Here is a 17,019-nt window from a genome sequence, read left to right as displayed (position 1 = left end):
AAAGCCGCGGTATTTGTCATGAACGGGGCGTGTCAAGCCGCTTCCTGGAAATCCATCTCCGGCGGCTGGCGGCGCAGGCCGCCGGTCAGCACCAGCAGGTACACGCAGCCCAGCGCCAACCAGCTGACGCCGAGGATGATCGCCAGGTGGTCGAGGCTGATCATCAGCCACAGGTCCGCCAGCAGGCCGATCAACGGGCACAACAGGAACAGCAGCACTTCTCGCGGCCCGCGTTTGTCGCCGTTGATCCAGTAATGGAAGATCACCGACAGGTTCACCAGGCTGAAGGCCAGGAAGGCGCCGAAGTTGATGAACGAGGTGGAGGTGGTCACGTCCATTTTCAGCGCCAGCAACGCCACCACGCCGCACAGCAGGATGCTGTTGACCGGCGTGCCGAAGCGCTCGCTGAGCCTGCCGAAGAACGCCTTGGGCAACACGCCGTCGCGGCCCATGGCAAACAACAGCCGCGAACCGCTGGCCTGGGCCGACAGCCCCGAGGCGAACTGGCCGACGATCAGGCCAATCATGAATATCGACACGAACAGGTCGCCACCGATGTTGCGGGCAATCTCATAGGCCGCCGAGTCGACGTTGTAGAACACGAACGAGGGGTGCGCCAGCTGCACGAAGTACGACACCGCCACGAAGATCAGCCCGCCAATCAGGGTGATGAGCATGATCGCCCGCGGGATGGTGCGGCGCGGGTCACGGGTCTCCTCGGTGAGGGTGCTGACCGCATCGAAGCCCAGGAACGAGTAGCAGGCGATGGCCGCGCCGCTCATCACCAGGGGCATCTGCATGTCGCCGTTGAAGAACGGCGCCAGGGTCCACAGCGGCGTGCTGGCGTCACCGGCGACGTAGTGCACGGCCAGCGCGACGAAGGCCACCAGCACCAGGAACTGCACCAGCATCAGCAGCGCGTTGACGGTGTTGGCCAGCTTCAGGCCCACGCAGTTGATCAGGCTGGTGACGCCGATGAACGCCAGCACCCACAGCCACTGCGGCACGGCGGGGAACGCCGAACCCAGGTAGGCGGCGCCGATCAGCCAGATGGCCATGGGCAGGAACAGGTAGTCCAGCAGCACCGCCCAGCCAGCGAGGAAGCCCAGCTTGGGGCTGATGGCCTTGCGCACGTAGCTGTAGGCCGAGCCGGCCACCGGGAAGGCCGCGGCCATGCGCCCGTAGCTCATGGCGGTGAAGAACATCGCCACCAGCGCCGCCAGGTAGGCGGCCGGCACCATGCCGGCGGTGGACTGGGCGAGGATGCCGAAGGTGCCCAGGACGATGATCGGGGTCATGTAGGCGATGCCGAACAGCACTACCGAACCCAGGGAAAGGGTGCGTTGCAAACGAGCCATGTACGACTACTCCGCGAATTATTGGATTTATGGCAGAACCGAGGTCGGCAAAAACAGTGGGCGGCGGGCCTCTGCGGGCCCGCGCGCCAAGGGTGGATCAGCGTGGGATCAGCAGCTCGCGCAAGCCGTTGGCATGCTCTACCACCTCACCGGGCAGGCGTAGGCGCTGGTCGTCCAGGTAGCGGTAGTCCTTGCGCGCGGCTTGCAGGCGGGCCAGGTCCAGCTCGACGCTGAACTGCTGCTCGTCGCGCCCGGCTTCTTCAAGCAGGGTGCCGAATGGGTCCACCAGGGCGCTGCCACCGGCGAACACCAGGCCGCCGTCGCCGTTGCCGACACGGTTGACCATCAGCGCGAACGCCTGGTTTTCCTGGGCGCGGGCCATGATTGCGGTGCGGTGGGTGGGCCCGTAGGGGTCCATGTTGCCGTTGGTGACGATGATCAGCTCGGCGCCCAGTTGCCCCAGGGCGCGGGCGCTTTCCGGGAACTCGATGTCGTAGCAGATCAGCAGGCCCACGCGCACGCCCTGCCACAGGGTGGTGGCGAAGCGGTCACCGGCGCTGAACACGCCACGGTCCGAGGCCCAGAGGTGGGTCTTGCGGTACTTGAGGGCGATGCCTTCGGGGGTGATCAGCAGCGTGGTGTTGTAGAACCTTCCCTGGTCGTGCTCGGCCACGCCAATCACCACGGCGATGTCGCGCTCGCGGGCAGCCTGCTCGATGGCGCGCACGGTGGGGCCGTCCAGCGGCTCGGCGACGGCGGCCACGGTGTGGGCGGAGGGGAAGCCCATCAGGTGGGTTTCCGGGAACACCACCAGGCGAGTATCCTCGGCGCACGCGGCAATGGCCGCCAGGGCGCGCTCCAGGTTGTACGCGGTGGCATTGTCCTGGCCCGCCAGCTGGGCAAGTTCGACCTTCATGGGTTCTCCTTGTTGAATAACGAATTCCCCGTAGCAGCGGCCGCAGGCCGCGTCACTGCCAACGCCGTGGTAGCGCCGGACGCCGCCTGGCGGCAGCTGCTACGGGATTGAGCCAGTATGCGCAGCACAACCCCGCCAGGGGAATTACGCAGCCGGGGTAACCCGATAGGGGTAGTTGCATGAGTCTTTCGCTGGACGACGTGGCCTGGCACCGGGCCGTCGGGCAATTGATCGAGGGCCTCGACAAGGCTAATTTCTGGACCCGCCTGGTGCGCCTGCTGGGCGAGTACGTCAGCTTCGACAGCTGGGTGGCGCTGCTTTTCAGCAGCAACCAGCGGCCGGTGGTGTTCGCCGAGTGCCCGGGCGAGGACGGCAGCCCCGACCAGCTGTTCCAGGACTACCTCAAGGGCCTGTACCTGCTGGACCCGTTCTACATCGCCAGCCGCGAGCCTACCCCCGACGGCCTGTACCGCCTGGCCGAGGTGGCGCCCGAGCATTTCGAGCTGACTGAATACTACCAGCGCTACTTCCGCCTGAACGTGGTGGCCGACGAGATTCAGTTCAACTGCCGCATCGACGCCGACCGCACCCTGTGCCTGTCCCTGGGCAGCACCCAGCGCTTCGGCAATGAGCAGATTGCCCTGCTGTCGCTTGTCCAGCCGTGGGTGCTGGCGCTGCTGCGCCAGCGCCTGGCGTTCGAGGACAGCAACCCGCCCGCGGTGGCCGCCGCCCCGGACTGGCGGGTGCAGCTGGAGGCCTCGGTGCAGCAGCTCAAGGGCGCGCAGCTCACCGCGCGCGAGCTGGACGTGGGCCGGCTGATGCTCAGCGGCTGCTCCAGCAAGGAGATCGCGCGCAAGCTGGATATTTCGGTGGAAACCGTGAAGGTGCACAAGAAACACATGTACAGCAAGCTGGGCATCAAGTCGCAATCCGAGCTATTTTCCATATTCCTGCAGGCCCAGAACACCTGAGCCTGACATGTACTGGTCACCCGGGGATATTGCATGAGCCTGTCGCTGCTGAGCCGCTACGCCTTCTTTGCCGCCTGTGTCCTGTTCACCCTCGCCTGCATGCCGTTCATGCAGCACGACTGGCTGTGGCCGTTCGCGTTCGGCAGCGGCGTGCTCAGCCTGATCGGCATTTTCGACCTGCTGCAGACGCCGCACGCGGTGCGCCGCAACTACCCCATCCTGGGCAATATCCGCTACCTGGTGGAGGGCATACGGCCGGAGATCCGCCAATACCTGCTGGAGTCCGACAGCGACGCCCTGCCCTTCTCCCGCGCCCAGCGCTCGCTGGTGTACGCCCGGGCCAAGAACGAGACCGCCGACAAGCCCTTCGGCACCCTGATCGACGTGTACCACCCCGGCTTCGAGTTCATCGGTCACTCCATGCGCCCGGCGCCGCTCAGCGACCCGGCCAGCTTCCGGGTGATCATCGGCGGGCCGCAGTGCACCCAGCCCTACTCGGCGTCGATCTTCAACATTTCCGCCATGAGCTTCGGCGCCCTCAGCGCCAACGCCATCCGCGCGCTGAACCAGGGCGCCAAGCTGGGCAACTTCGCCCACGACACCGGCGAGGGCAGCATCAGCCCATACCACCGCGAGCACGGCGGCGACCTGACCTGGGAGCTGGGCAGCGGCTACTTCGGCTGCCGCACCAGCAGCGGCCTGTTCGACCCGGAGAAATTCGCCGTGCAGGCCCGCGAGCCGCAGGTGCGCATGATCGAGATCAAGATGAGCCAGGGCGCCAAGCCCGGCCATGGCGGCATCCTGCCCAAGCACAAGGTCACCCGCGAAATCGCCGACACCCGCGGGGTGATGATGGGCGAGGACTGCGTGTCGCCGTCACGCCACTCGGCGTTCTCCACGCCCATCGAGATGATGCATTTCATCGCCCAACTGCGCGAACTGTCCGGCGGCAAGCCGGTGGGGTTCAAGTTCTGCATGGGCCACCCGTGGGAGTTCATGGGCATCGCCAAGGCCATGCTGGAGACGGGCATCCTGCCGGACTTCATCGTGGTGGACGGCAAGGAAGGCGGCACTGGCGCCGCGCCCGTGGAGTTCACCGACCACATGGGCACGCCCATGCGCGAGGGCCTGCTGTTCGTGCACAACACCCTGGTGGGCATGAACCTGCGCGACAAGATCAAGCTGGGCGCCAGCGGCAAGATCGTCAGCGCGTTCGACATCGCCAGCGTGCTGGCCATCGGCGCCGACTGGGCCAACTCGGCGCGCGGCTTCATGTTCGCCATCGGCTGCATCCAGTCGCAGAGCTGCCACACCAACAAATGCCCCACCGGCGTCGCCACCCAGGACCTGCTGCGCCAGCGTGCGCTGGTGGTGCCGGACAAGGCCAACCGGGTGCTCAACTTCCACCACAACACCCTCAAGGCGCTGGCGGAAATGCTCGCCGCCGCCGGCCTGGTGCATCCCTCGCAGCTGGAAGCCAAGCACCTGGTGCGGCGCATGTCGGCCACCGAGGTGAAGCTGTTTTCCCAGCTGCATGTGTTCCTCAAGCCCGGTGAGCTGCTGAGTGGCGAGGTCAGCGGCGAGTTCTACCAGCGCATGTGGGCCATGGCCCGCGCCGACAGCTTCGAGCCGAATGCCATCTGAGCCGCGTGGTAACATGCGTGACATTTTGCGAGAGCTGCCATGCTGATTCCCCACGACCAACTGTCGCCCGAGACCCTGACCCTGCTGATCGAGGATTTTGTCACCCGCGACGGCACCGACAATGGCGACGAGACGCCGTTGCAGACCCGCGTGGAGCGGGTCCGCCACGCCCTGGCGAAGGCCCAGGCCTTCATCGTGTTCGACCCCGAGAGCCAGCAGTGCACGCTGATGCTCAAGCACGATATTCCCAAGGAGCTGTTCGACTGAACAGCCGTGCCGGCCATGTGGGAGCCGGCTTGCCGGCGAGCTTTTAGCGCCTCAACAGCTCGCTGGCAAGCCAGCTCCCACAGGCTGTCAACCTGGGTGCATCACCGCCGCTGCTTCGCGCGCCGTCTGCGCCATGATGCGCCGGTACACTTCGGCACGGTGAATCTCGATGTGCTTGGGCGCCTGGATGCCAAACCGCACCTGATTGCCCCGCACCTCGATAATTTTTACCCAGATGTCATCGCCTATGGCAATGGCCTCGCCCACCGATCGCGTCAATACCAGCATCGTCCAACCCTCACGCTCATTGAATGAACCCTGAGACTGCGCCGGGTATTGACCGCTATCAATGCTTACGGATCAAAACAGGATCGCCCTACAAGCTTTGTCGACTTTGCCTACAGAAAAGTCTGAGGAAACGCCGTAGGAACGAACCAAATCACACCAATTCGAACGCCATTCAACCCTTATGAACTGTGCAGTTTCGGGCCCCACAGGATGATGCTCGCGCCGATCACGCACAGCACCGCGCCGAGCCAGTCGCTACCGGCCGGGCGCACCCGCTCCACCAGCGCCAGCCAGGCCAGCGAGGTCACGATGTACAGGCCACCGTAGGCGGCGTAGGCACGCCCGGCGTAGGCAGCTTCAACGCGGGTGAGCAGCAGCGCGAAGCAGGTCAGGCTGAGCAATGCGGGCACCGTCCACCAGGCGCTCTTGCCCAGGCGCAGCCACATATAGAAGGCGTAGCAGCCGGCGATTTCGAAGACCGCCGCCAAAAAGAACCACAGATAGTTGAGCACAGCGCCTCCCGGGTAGAAAAAAGCCCGGGCGTCTGGCCCGGGCTTTTCAAGGATACTCAGGATAGCGCCGTGGTTACGAGCCCTGCCGCGCCTTGGCGCGCATTTTCTCCGCCATGCTCGCCATCTCGTCGTACAGCGCCTGCGGGTGCTGCTGCTTCAACGCCCAGGCCTGGCGCCCCTGCTCATGTGGCAGGATCATGAACACACCCTGCGCCACCTGCTGGTAAACGTAATCGGCAATGTCGGCCGCGGTGATCGGCGAGCTTTCCAGCAGCTTGCCCACCTGCACCTTCATGGCCGGGGTAGGCCCGCGGAACGAGTCGAGCAGATTGGTCTGGAAGAACGACGGGCACACCACGTGCACCCCCACTTCCTGCTGGCGCAGTTCCACCAGCAGGCTTTCCGACAGCGCCACCACGCCCGCCTTGGCGACGTTGTAGTTGCTCATGGCCGGCCCCTGCATCAGCGCGGCCATGGAAGCGATGTTGATGATCGTGCCCTTGCTCTTCTCAAGCAGCGGCAGGAAGGCCTTGCAGCCCTTGACCACGCCCATGAGGTTGATTGCTATCTGCCAGTCCCAGTCTTCCAGCTGCAGCTCGCTGAAGAAGCCGCCCGACGCCACGCCGGCGTTGTTGACGATGACGTCGATGCCGCCCAGTTTCTCCTCGCAGGCCTGGGCCAGGGCCGTGAGCTGGCTATAGTCGCGCACGTCGCAGCGTTGCACGAAGCCGTCGCCACCCGCCTCGCGCACCAGCTTCAGCGTTTCTGCCAGGCCCGCCTCGTTGACGTCAGCCAGCGCCAGGTGCCAGCCCTCGCGGGCCCAACGAAGTGCGATCTCGCGGCCCAGGCCCGAGCCGGCGCCAGTGATCATCATGCGATTGTGCATAGCCAATGCCCTGTGTTCCTTGAATGGTAGAGGCCAGTCTAGTGAAGGAAGCGGCCAGGCTCATGCACCATCAGGTTAGTGAATGGGTGATGCAAACATTCGTTTTGCGACGCTTTTGTGACATTCGGTAATAACCCGGTTTTGCATTCGCCGGCAAAAAACGCGACCCTCCCCGCCGCTGATCGGTCGTCATGCTTCACGCGGAACCTGCCTGCCGAATGCCTATCCTTATTCCATCACCTTTCGTTCAAGGCCACTCATCATGATCACTCGCCGCGACCACCGCATCGACTTCTATCGAGGGCTGGCGTTGATCTTCATTTTCTGGGATCACATACCGCAAAACCCGCTCGCCAACTTCACCGCGCGCAATTTCGGCTTCAGCGACGCGGCGGAGATCTTCGTGTTCCTGGCTGGCTACGCGGCGGTGCTGGCCTACGGCAAGATCGCCCTGCGCAGCGGCTACCTGATCGCCACGGTGCGCATCCTGCGCCGCGCCTGGGTGCTGTACATCGTGCACATCTTCCTGCTGGTGCTGCTGATGGGCATCATTTTCGTCGCCAACAGCCATGTCGAAACCCGCGACATGATCCAGGAGATGAACCTCAACTACTTCATCCTCAACCCCCAGCAGGCGCTGGTGGATGAGCTGCTGCTGCGCTTCAAGCCCAACCTGATGGACCCGCTGCCGTTGTACATCGTGTTGCTGGCGGGGCTGCCGCTGGTGCTGCCGGTGCTGATCAAGCACACGGGGCACGCGGTGGGCGTGTCGCTGGCGGTGTATGGCCTGACCCAGTGGTTTGGCTGGAACATTCCCGCCCACGGCAACGGCCTGTGGTATTTCAACCCCTATGCCTGGCAGGCGCTGTTCGTGCTGGGTGGCGCCGCGGCCCTGCACGCCCAGGCGCCGCAGGTGGCCGCTACCCGGCCGCTGCGCCAGCAGCCGCTATTCATGGCCTGCGCCATCGCGCTGGGCGTCAGCGCGGTGGTTGCGCTGAGCTGGAAGTGGCCGGCGTTGCACGACGCCTTCATGCCCACCTGGATCGCCGAGCGCCTGTACCCCATCAGCAAGACCAACCTGGCGCCGGTGCGCCTGCTGCACTTCCTGGCGCTGGCCTATTGCGTGGGCAAACTGGTGCCGGACGGTGCGTGGGTGCAGCACTGGCTGGTGCAGAGGGTGGCGATGATGGGCCGCTATTCGCTGGAGATCTTCTGCCTGAGCGTGCTGCTGGCGCCGCTGGCGGACATGGCCAACGCACTGGGCGATGACCGCCTGCCCATGCAGGTTGCCACCGCGTTGGCGGGCCTGGGCCTGATGCTGGCCCTGGCGCAGTGGCTGGACTGGAACAAGCGGCTGACCAGCCCGGCGCCGGTGGCGACGGGCGTGCCCAGCCGGGCTTAGGCGTTGCCGGACAGTTTCATCCGCGCCGCCTGGGTGAAGTCGAGCATGCGCTTGAGCGGCCGGATGGCCTGGGGAATCAGCGCCGGGTCGACGAAGATTTCATTGCGGCCCTCGCGCAGCGCCGTCAGCGTGCGCTCCAGGGTGTTCATGGCCATCCACGGGCAGTGCGCGCAGCTGCGGCAGGCGGCGCCGTTGCCGGCGGTGGGGGCTTCGACGAAGATCTTGTCCGGGCACAGCTGCTGCATCTTGTAGAAGATGCCGCGGTCGGTGGCGACGATGAAGGTCTTGTTCGGCAGGCGCTGGGCGGCGGCGATCAGCTGGCTGGTGGAACCCACCGCGTCGGCCAGTTCGATCACCGATTCCGGCGACTCGGGGTGCACCAGGATGGCGGCGTCCGGGTACAGGGCCTTCATGTCGGCCAACTGGCGCCACTTGAACTCTTCGTGAACGATGCACGAACCGTCCCACAGCAGCATGTCGGCGCCAGTCTTTTTCTGGATGTAGCGGCCCAGGTGCTTGTCCGGCCCCCAGATGATGGTCTCGCCGTTGTCCATCAGGCTTTCGACGATTTCCAGCGCGCAGCTGGAGGTCACCACCCAGTCGGCGCGCGCCTTCACGGCAGCCGAGGTGTTGGCGTACACCACCACGGTGCGCTCGGGGTGCTGGTCGCAGAACGCCGAGAAATCCTCCACCGGGCAACCCAGGTCCAACGAACAGGTGGCGTCCAGCGTGGGCATCAGCACGCGCTTTTCCGGGGTAAGAATTTTCGCCGTCTCGCCCATGAAGCGCACGCCGGCCACCACCACGGTCTTGGCCGGGTGGTTCTTGCCGAAGCGGGCCATTTCCAGGGAATCGGACACGCAACCGCCGGTTTCCTCGGCCAGGGCCTGGATCACCGGGTCACAGTAGAAATGCGCGACCAGCACGGCGTCCTGAGCCTTGAGCTCGGCGGCGATGGCGGCACGGTAGTCGGCTTCCTGCTCGGCTGTCAGCGGCTTGGGCTGCTTGGCATCGAGGTGGGCCTGGACCAGAAGGCGTTCGGAAATCTGCGTCATTATTGTCAAGACCTGCAGGCGCTTGTGCGCGAAAGTCGAGTATACCACCCGGGCTTACGCGAGCCTGGGCGTTGTTTCCCTGGTGGTACAAACCGCCGGGCCGGGGAAGGCTACAGCCAATGATGTGATTTCCAAAGATTTTTTTACCGGGTGCGGGCACCCTTGGCCGCCGCTGACGACGGATGGTGGCAGCAGCCTGGCACTTTTCATCTTGCCCCTGTAGCCAAGGGCCCGCCACTTGCGCTAGCCTCGGCTGTAACAGGATGTTTAATCAAGGGCTCCCTGCCCTGCTGCGTTACGCCCATGACAGGCGCCCGGGCACTCCCCCGCCGCTGCGCGTCGTGGGTTGCCATGGCGGTAGCTTGCCTGCCTCGCCCTTCGCCTGCGTCCCCCCCACTCTGCCTTCGCCCAGCCCATTCCCCGGGCTGTTTTCGTCGTCCTGTCGAAAAGAGAACCTCCATCATGGCCCAGGCCCCAAGCTTCCTGTCGGTGGTGTTTGTCGTGCGCAACCACGCCGACGCACTCGAAACCTTGCTGCTGGACGCCACCGCCGTGGTCAGCACCATGGTGCGCGACTACGAGCTGATCGTGGTCGACAACGCCTCCATGGACGCCAGCATCGCCATGCTCAAGACCCTGACGGCCGAGGCCGGTATCGCTAACCTGCAGGTCTACGCCCTGACCAAGGAGGTGGACCTGGACACCGCCTCATGGGTGGGGGTAGAGAACGCCCTGGGCGACCACGTGGCGGTGATCGACCCCATGACCGATGACATTCACTACCTGCCCCACCTGTTGGACCAGGCGCGCCAGGGCGCCGACGTGGTGTTCGTCTACAACGAGCAGCGGCCGCGCCAGGGCCCGCTCTACCGCCTGGCGTTCCGGGCGTTCCACTGGTGGTACCAGCGCTTCAACGGCATCAACCTGGCCCGGGAGGCGCCGCCCTATCGATTGATGTCCCGGGAAGTCATCAACTTCATCCTGCAGCACCCCAAGCCGGTGATCGGCTACCGCCACCTGCCGGCCACCGGCGGCTTCGCCCGCGCCAACCTGCGCTACAGCGAACCGCCCAGGCCCCAGCGGCGCAAGCGCCTGCGCGACAACGTCGACCGCGGCGTGGGCCTGTTGCTGTCCACCACACGCGCGCCCATGCGCGTGGTCACCGCCTTGTCGTTGTTCGGCGCGGTGACCAACCTGATGTATTGCGTGTACGTGGTGGGCATCGGTTTCTTCAAGGCCGACGTCGCCCCGGGTTGGGTGAGCCTGTCGTTGCAGCAGTCGGGCATGTTCTTCCTGATATCCCTGGTGCTGATGGTGCTGGGCGAGTACCTGATGAACATGGCCGGGGCCGCCCAGCAGGGGCCCGTGTGCCACGTGGCGCAGGAATTCACCAGCGCGCGCATGACCCGCCGCGACCACCTGAACATCGAGGAAGCCGTGGCCGGCCCCGCCGAGAACACCGTGGTCGTCAGCGGACGGTTTTCCTGATGGCGGGCGACGACGAGGCGTTCGATGCGGTGGTCATCGGCGGCGGTTTCTACGGTTCGGCCATTGCCGTGTACCTGGCGGCCCAGCGCGGCCTCAAGCGCGTGCTGCTGGTGGAGCGCGAGGCAGCGCTGATGCAGCGCGCCTCGTACAACAACCAGGCGCGGGTGCACAACGGCTATCACTACCCGCGCAGCTACACCACCGCCTACCGCAGCCGGATCAACCTGCCGCGCTTCGTGCAGGACTGGCCCGGCGCGGTCCGGCAGGACTTCACCAAGCTCTACGCCATCGCCCGGCAGAACTCCAAGGTCACTGCGCGCCAGTTCGAACGCTTCTGCCACGACATCGGCGCGGCCATCGAGCCGGCGCCCGCGCAGCTGCGCGGGCTGTTCGAGCCGCGCCTGATCGAGCAGGTGTTCAAGGTGCAGGAGTACGCGTTCGACACCCGCCACCTGGCCGATTGGGCGCTGCACGAACTGCAGCGCCAGGCCGTGCAGGTGCACTACCGCACCCGTGCCACGGCCATTGAGCGCCAGCCCGGGCCGGCCCTGCGGGTGCACTTGCACCACCACGGCGGCACCGGCAGCAGCGTACGCTGCCGCTACGTATTCAACTGCACCTACAGCGGCACCAATCAACTGGGCGGCGACTTTCCCGGGGTGAGCACCGGGCTCAAGCAGGAAATCACCGAAATGGCGCTGATGGCCATGCCACCTGTGCTGGCCGGGTTGGGCATCACGGTGATGGACGGGCCGTTCTTCTCATTGATGCCGTTCCCCGCGCGCGGGCTGCACACCCTGTCCCACGTGCGCTTCACCCCGCACCTGCACTGGCAGGACCAGGCCGGGCTGGACCCCTACGGCAAGCTGCACGACTACCAGGCCGTGAGCCGCGTGGAACGCATGGTGCGTGACGTGGGGCGCTACATCCCGGCGGTGTTCGACGCCCGGCCGGTGGACTCGCTGTACGAGGTCAAGACCGTGCTGCAGCGCAACGAAGGCGACGACGGCCGGCCGATCCTGTTCGAACGGCACGCCACGTTGCACGGCTGCTACTCGGTGCTGGGCGGCAAGATCGACAACCTCTACGACGTGCTGGAGAAGCTCGATGACGAAATACTTTGACCTGCCCAGGGTGTGCACGCTGCTGGCCCTGCTGGTGCTGGCGAGCATCTTCCTAACGCTGGCGAGCCGCTCGGTGTGGCTGGACGAGGCGATGCTGCTGAAGAACATCATCGCCATCGACAACCCGGCCGATTTCGCCGCGCCCCTGCCCTATTACGACCAGGCTGAGCCGGTGCTGGCGTCGGTGTTCTTCAAGGCGATGACGGCGGTCTTCCATTACGACATCCGCGCCCTGCGCCTGTCCGTGCTGGGGCTGTCGCTGTTGCTGGTGGCGCCGGTGGCGCTGCTGTTTCGCCAGCAGCGCTGGGGGTTGTTCGTGTTCCTGGTGGCGCTGATCGGCAACTCGTTTTCCACCGGTTTCCACTTCACCGAGCTCAAGTTCTACTTCCTGGAAATGAGCGGCAGCTTCCTCGCCATCCTGGCGATCCGCGAGGCCGAGGAGCACCAGGACATCTACTGGACGCTGCTGGTGGCCGCGCTGGTCAGCCTGCTGGGGTTCTCCACGCTGATCATCGCCGGTGGCCTGCTGGCCTATGCCTGCCTGTGGTTCGTGACCCGCGACGACGGCCGCCAGCGCGGCTACAAGATCGGCGGCTTTCTGCTGGCCAGCGCCTGCGTGGCGCTGTCGTACCTGTACATGAAGTACCTGACCATGTACCAGTTGGGCAACTACAACAGCTACGCCGCCAGCAGCCACCTGGACGCCCTGAAGGATGTGGTGCGCGCGCTGCTGGGCGCCTACGGCAAGGCGCTGATGACGGTCTCGGTGGTGGCCAGCCTGGCCCTGCTCAGGTACGGCCAGCGCGACTACCTGTACCGGGTGAACCAGTTCTTCTGCGCCCTGGTCGTGGTGGTGCTGGTAGGCAAGGTGGCGGGCTTCTACCCTGCCGTCTACCCGCGCCACGTGATCTGGCTGGTGCCCCTGAGCCTGGTGATTTCCACCTTCGCCATTGTCCGCTTCAGCACAAGCTCGCGCCTTGGCCTGAAAGTGCTGGGCTGGGCGCTGTTCGCGGTGCTGGGGCTGCAGGCCGCCAAGGCCTGCTACAACAACCTGGAGGGCGAGAACTACCAGTACACCGACAACAACCGCCTGTACCAGTACATCTCCGGCATGCCGCCCAGCGATATCCTGGTGCACCCCAACGCCGAGCCGTCGCTGGAATACTACCGGTTGATCGACCCCGGCCTGAACCAGCAGCGCTTCATCACCAGCCTCGACGAGAGCACCCACCGCCGCGACCCCAACCAGGAGATGGTGGCCATGGCCGCCGACGTCGACCGCCTGTTCGCCGAGCGCCCCGGCGACTCGGTGTACTTCCTTACCTCGCACCTGGACCTGCAGCCCGGCGAGACCGGGGTAGGCAACCTGATGCAGCGCGCCCTGGACCGCTACCACTGCAGCTACACCTCGGTGCTCAGCGTCACCGATGCCGAGCTTCTTCACCTCAACTGCCGAGGTACTCCATGAACAGCACCCGCCACGGGCTGATCGGCCATACCGGTTTCGTCGGTTCCACCTTGCTGCGCCAGGCCCGCTTCGACGCCTGCTACCGCTCCACCACCATCGCCGATATCGAGCATGAGCAATTCGATACCCTGGTGTGCGCCGGCGCCCCGGCGCAGAAGTGGCTGGCGAACCGCGACCCCGCAGGCGACCTGCGGGCGATCGATACCTTGATCCACCACCTGTGCACCGTGCGCTGCAAGGTGTTCGTGCTGATCAGCACCGTGGATGTGTTCGCCCATCCCATCGGCGTGGATGAAGGCAGCCCGGTGGACGAGCAGGGCCTGCAGCCCTACGGCCTGCATCGGCGGCGCCTGGAGACCTTCGTGGCCGGGCACTTTCCCCGTCACCTGATCGTGCGCCTGCCTGGCCTGGTCGGGCCAGGGCTGCGCAAGAACGTGGTGTACGACCTGCGGCACGATAACAACCTGGCGGCCGTGGACAGCCGCGGGGTGTTCCAGTTCTACCCCATGGTCAACCTCTGGCACGACATCCAGGTGGCGCTGCAGGCCGGGCTGTCGCTGGTGCACCTGTGCGCCGCGCCCATCAGCGTGGCGGACCTGGCGTGGCAAGGCTTTGGCCGCGCGCTGGAGCAGCACCTGCCGCCGCCGCCGGCCCGCTACGACCTGCGCAGCCGCCACGCGCAACTGTACGGCGCCAACGGCCCCTACCCCTACAGCGCCCGCGATACCCTGCTGGCCGTGCGCGCCTATGCGCAATCCGAACCGTCCCTGGTGGCGAGCGAGGCATGCCCATGAGGCTGGCCATCTCCAACATCGCCTGGGACCGGCCCCACGACAACGCCGTCAGCCTGTTGTTGCAGCGCCTGCAGGTGGATGCCATCGACGTGGCGCCCGGCAAGTACTTTGCCGACCCGGCACGCACCAGCGAAGCCCAGATCGCCCAGGTGCGCCGCTGGTGGCGCGCCCGTGGCGTGCAGATCACCGGCATGCAATCGCTGCTGTTCGGCACCCAGGGCCTGAACCTGTTCGGCGGGCGCGACAGCCAGGCAGCGATGCTGTTGCACCTGGCGGCGGTCTGCCGTATCGCCGCGGGGCTGGGCGCCAGGCGCCTGGTCTTCGGTTCGCCGAAGAACCGCGACCGCAGCGGCCTGGACGACCAGCAGAGCCTGGAGATTGCCTGCGACTTCTTCTGCCGCCTGGGGGATATCGCCCACGACCACGGGGTGATCATCTGCCTGGAGCCGAACCCCGCCTGCTACGGCGCCAACTTCATGCTCACCAGCGCCGAGACGGCGCGCGTAGTGCGGCGCGTGGCCCATGGCGCCATCCGCATGCAACTGGATACCGGGGCCCTAACCCTCAACGGCGAGGACCCGGCGCAGGTGCTGCACGACTGCGCCGACTTGATCGGCCATGTGCACGCCAGCGAACCCCACCTGCTGCCCCTGGGCGATGGCACTACCGACCACGCACGGATGCGCCAGGCCTTGCGCACTCACCTGCCCGGGCACGTGGTGACCATCGAGATGCTGACCCAAGCCGGCGCGCCACCGCTGCCGGCGATCGAACGCGCGCTGCTGGCGGCGAGCCGTCATTACCGCCACATGGGAAACGGGGTGAGCGCATGAAATGGGCAATTTTGATCCTGGGCATCCTGTCCAACGCCTCGGCCAGCGTGCTGGTGAAGATGGCGATGATGCCACCGCGGCGTTTTCCGTCCCTGGCCGAGCCGCTGCAGGCGCTGGCCAACTGGCCGTTCTGGCTGGGCCTGGCGCTGTATGGCAGCGCCTTCCTGCTGTATGCCGCAGCCCTGGCGCGCCTGCCGTTGAATGTGGCGCACCCGGTGTTGACGGCCGGCGCGGTGGCCACCGTGGCGCTGTCCTCGGTGCTGTTCCTGCGCGAGCCTTTTCATTGGACCACCGGTGCCGGGGTCTTTCTGGTGATCGCCGGCGTGGCGCTGATTACCGCGCGCGTGGCCTGAGTCGTACAGGAGATCCACCCCATGAGTTCAGCTGAACTGATCCCCGCCGACCTGGCGCCGCGGCAGGTGCCGCGCTTCGACACGCCGCTGTGGCTGGGGCGCCAGCACGCCTGGTGCGTGGTGATCCCGGTGATCAACGAAGGCCCACGGATTCGGCGGCTGCTGGAGCGCATGGCCAACCTGGCCCTGGATCGCCTGGCCGACATCATCATCGTCGACGGTGGCAGCCAGGACGGTTCGCTGTCGCCAGGGCTGCTGCAGGCCACGCGGGTGCGCGGGCTGCTGGTCAAGACCGGGCCCGGCCAGCTCAGCGCCCAGTTGCGCTGCGCCTACGCCTTCGCCCTGGACCAGGGTTACGAGGGCGTGGTCACCATCGATGGCAACGACAAGGACGACCCCCAGGCCATTCCCGACTTCATCCAGGCCTTGCGCCACGGCGCGGATTTCGTCCAGGCGTCGCGCTTCATCGCCGGGGGCGTGGCCGAGAACACCCCGGCCGCGCGGGACCTGGCCATCCGCTTTATCCATGCGCCGCTGCTCAGCTGGGCCTCGGGCTTCGCCTGGACCGACACCACCCAGGGTTTCCGGGCCTATAGCCGGCAGCTGTTGAGCGACCCCAGGGTAGCGGTCTTTCGCGATGTGTTCATGACCTACGAACTGCTGGCGTACCTGTCCTACAAGGCGCCGCGCCTGGGCTACAGCTGCATCGAACTACCCACGGTGCGCCGTTACCCCAAGGGCGAGGTGCCGACCAAGATCAGCAGCGTGCGCGGCAACCTGGCCGTGCTGGCGGTGCTGGTACGCGCCTGCCTGGGGCGCTACGACCCAACGTAACGCCGCCCCCGTACAGGTCGCGTAACGGCGCCCCCGGACGCGGCCTCGCGGCCGCTGCTACAGGTCGCGTGCCCAGACGCGGCCTGGCATGAGGAACTGCATCATGAACGCCTTCCTTCCGGCCCGCGCCTTCGCAGCGCCCGGGCTGCTGGCTTTGCTCTACCTGTGCCTGTGTTTCGCCCCGCTGGGCAGCGGCCTGCCGTTCTCGGTGGTCTCCCTGCGCCTGTGGGCGCTGGCGATCGCCGTGCTGCTGGCCGCCGCGCTGGGCCAACTGCTGGCGCCCTGGCGCGGCGCGCGCTGGTTGCTGGCCGTGGGCCTGGCAGGCCACTGCCTGGGCAGCCCGGTGCTGTTCCCCGAACTGACCTTCCACCTGCTGGCGCTGAGCAGCGGCCTGCTGTTGATACTGGCGGTTGCCGCCAGCCAGGCAGGCCGGCGGATCGAGGGCGGCCTGTGGCTGCTGAGCGCGTTGTTGTCCTGGCGCTACATGCAGCCACACAACCTGGCCGACACCGACGCCCTGGCCGCCGCCATGGGCGCCTATGGCCTGCCCCTGCTGGTGATTTCGCTGGCCGCCCACCTGGCGCTGCTGGCAGGTTTCGGCCAGGGCCTGGCGCGCAGCCTGAACCGCGCGTTCGTACTGGCCCTGTGCGTGCTGCTGTTCACCCACGCAACGGGCCTGTTGCCGTTAGGCAACCCCCGGCAATGGCTATGGCTGGTCGCAATGAGCCTGGTAATCGACGCTCTGGTAATCGCCGAGCTGCTGGGGCAACCGGGGCGGCTGCCCAAGCTGCTGGCCTGGACCCTGGCCGGGGTGCTGATGCTGCAA

17 protein-coding genes are annotated in these 17,019 nt (G+C 66.2%); 11 read left to right on the top strand and 6 right to left on the bottom strand.

Translation table 11 applies throughout. The features are described 5' to 3' along the window. Positions 1-32 precede the first annotated feature (32 nt). Together ACWKWX_RS11165 and ACWKWX_RS11160 are read right to left on the bottom strand one after the other, a co-directional pair. Positions 33-1,358: an APC family permease gene (locus tag ACWKWX_RS11165; protein WP_483827772.1), complete on the bottom strand. Its 1,326-nt coding sequence runs from the start codon at positions 1,356-1,358 to the stop codon at positions 33-35. 97 nt (positions 1,359-1,455) lie between these two features. Next, the gene (locus tag ACWKWX_RS11160) at positions 1,456-2,274 is read right to left on the bottom strand and encodes a carbon-nitrogen hydrolase family protein (RefSeq protein ID WP_416426267.1); all 819 of its coding nucleotides are present in this window, start codon (positions 2,272-2,274) and stop codon (positions 1,456-1,458) included. 179 nt (positions 2,275-2,453) lie between these two features. On the opposite strand from ACWKWX_RS11160, the gene ACWKWX_RS11155 reads away from it, so the two are divergent. The 3 genes from ACWKWX_RS11155 to ACWKWX_RS11145 are packed head-to-tail and all read left to right on the top strand — an operon-like array spanning position 2,454 to position 5,156. Continuing rightward, entirely contained in the window at positions 2,454-3,245 is a 792-nt protein-coding gene (locus ACWKWX_RS11155) for a helix-turn-helix transcriptional regulator (protein WP_473004123.1), read from the top strand. A gap of 33 nt (positions 3,246-3,278) precedes the next feature. After that, complete coding sequence (locus ACWKWX_RS11150; RefSeq protein ID WP_416426269.1) at positions 3,279-4,889, top strand: FMN-binding glutamate synthase family protein; 1,611 nt, start codon at positions 3,279-3,281, stop codon at positions 4,887-4,889. Between the two features lie 39 nt (positions 4,890-4,928). Beyond that, positions 4,929-5,156: a YheU family protein gene (locus ACWKWX_RS11145; protein WP_416426270.1), complete on the top strand. Its 228-nt coding sequence runs from the start codon at positions 4,929-4,931 to the stop codon at positions 5,154-5,156. Between the two features lie 87 nt (positions 5,157-5,243). Here the strand turns inward: ACWKWX_RS11145 and csrA are convergent, their stop codons facing one another. The 3 genes from csrA to ACWKWX_RS11130 form a co-directional block, all read right to left on the bottom strand. Continuing rightward, positions 5,244-5,444: a carbon storage regulator CsrA gene (csrA, locus tag ACWKWX_RS11140; RefSeq protein ID WP_416426271.1), complete on the bottom strand. Its 201-nt coding sequence runs from the start codon at positions 5,442-5,444 to the stop codon at positions 5,244-5,246. 179 nt (positions 5,445-5,623) lie between these two features. Continuing rightward, positions 5,624-5,956, bottom strand: coding sequence for a YnfA family protein (locus ACWKWX_RS11135; RefSeq protein WP_416426272.1), 333 nt, complete (start codon positions 5,954-5,956; stop codon positions 5,624-5,626). Between the two features lie 73 nt (positions 5,957-6,029). Beyond that, complete coding sequence (locus ACWKWX_RS11130) at positions 6,030-6,842, bottom strand: SDR family oxidoreductase (protein WP_416427447.1); 813 nt, start codon at positions 6,840-6,842, stop codon at positions 6,030-6,032. A gap of 262 nt (positions 6,843-7,104) precedes the next feature. Between ACWKWX_RS11130 and ACWKWX_RS11125 the strand changes: the two genes are divergently transcribed. Then, entirely contained in the window at positions 7,105-8,244 is a 1,140-nt protein-coding gene (locus tag ACWKWX_RS11125) for an OpgC family protein (protein ID WP_416426273.1), read from the top strand. Here ACWKWX_RS11125 and nadA read toward each other — a convergent pair. After that, complete coding sequence (gene nadA / locus ACWKWX_RS11120) at positions 8,241-9,299, bottom strand: quinolinate synthase NadA (RefSeq protein ID WP_483827771.1); 1,059 nt, start codon at positions 9,297-9,299, stop codon at positions 8,241-8,243. The two genes, ACWKWX_RS11125 and nadA, sit on opposite strands and share 4 nt — an antisense overlap. A 462-nt stretch (positions 9,300-9,761) precedes the next feature. On the opposite strand from nadA, the gene ACWKWX_RS11115 reads away from it, so the two are divergent. Genes ACWKWX_RS11115 through ACWKWX_RS11085 form a run of 7 tightly spaced genes read left to right on the top strand, consistent with a single transcriptional unit; the run spans position 9,762 to position 16,193 of the window. Continuing rightward, complete coding sequence (locus ACWKWX_RS11115) at positions 9,762-10,787, top strand: glycosyltransferase (protein WP_483827770.1); 1,026 nt, start codon at positions 9,762-9,764, stop codon at positions 10,785-10,787. Next, positions 10,787-11,911: an NAD(P)/FAD-dependent oxidoreductase gene (locus ACWKWX_RS11110; RefSeq protein WP_483827769.1), complete on the top strand. Its 1,125-nt coding sequence runs from the start codon at positions 10,787-10,789 to the stop codon at positions 11,909-11,911. Before ACWKWX_RS11115 ends, ACWKWX_RS11110 begins: the two co-directional genes overlap by 1 nt. Further along, on the top strand, positions 11,895-13,379 hold the full coding sequence (locus ACWKWX_RS11105) for a hypothetical protein (protein WP_416426277.1): 1,485 nt from the start codon (positions 11,895-11,897) through the stop codon (positions 13,377-13,379). Before ACWKWX_RS11110 ends, ACWKWX_RS11105 begins: the two co-directional genes overlap by 17 nt. After that, positions 13,376-14,173, top strand: coding sequence for an NAD-dependent epimerase/dehydratase family protein (locus ACWKWX_RS11100; protein WP_483827768.1), 798 nt, complete (start codon positions 13,376-13,378; stop codon positions 14,171-14,173). Before ACWKWX_RS11105 ends, ACWKWX_RS11100 begins: the two co-directional genes overlap by 4 nt. Continuing rightward, complete coding sequence (locus ACWKWX_RS11095) at positions 14,164-15,006, top strand: sugar phosphate isomerase/epimerase family protein (protein ID WP_416426280.1); 843 nt, start codon at positions 14,164-14,166, stop codon at positions 15,004-15,006. Before ACWKWX_RS11100 ends, ACWKWX_RS11095 begins: the two co-directional genes overlap by 10 nt. Next, on the top strand, positions 15,003-15,359 hold the full coding sequence (locus ACWKWX_RS11090; protein WP_416426281.1) for an EamA family transporter: 357 nt from the start codon (positions 15,003-15,005) through the stop codon (positions 15,357-15,359). Before ACWKWX_RS11095 ends, ACWKWX_RS11090 begins: the two co-directional genes overlap by 4 nt. Before the next feature lie 21 nt (positions 15,360-15,380). Next, entirely contained in the window at positions 15,381-16,193 is an 813-nt protein-coding gene (locus ACWKWX_RS11085; RefSeq protein ID WP_473004130.1) for a glycosyltransferase family 2 protein, read from the top strand. Positions 16,194-17,019: the final 826 nt, after the last annotated feature.

This window comes from Pseudomonas imperatae (genome assembly GCF_057128625.1).
The sequence above is the reverse complement of the archived record's forward strand: the minus strand, read 5'-3'. Positions and strand labels throughout refer to the sequence as shown.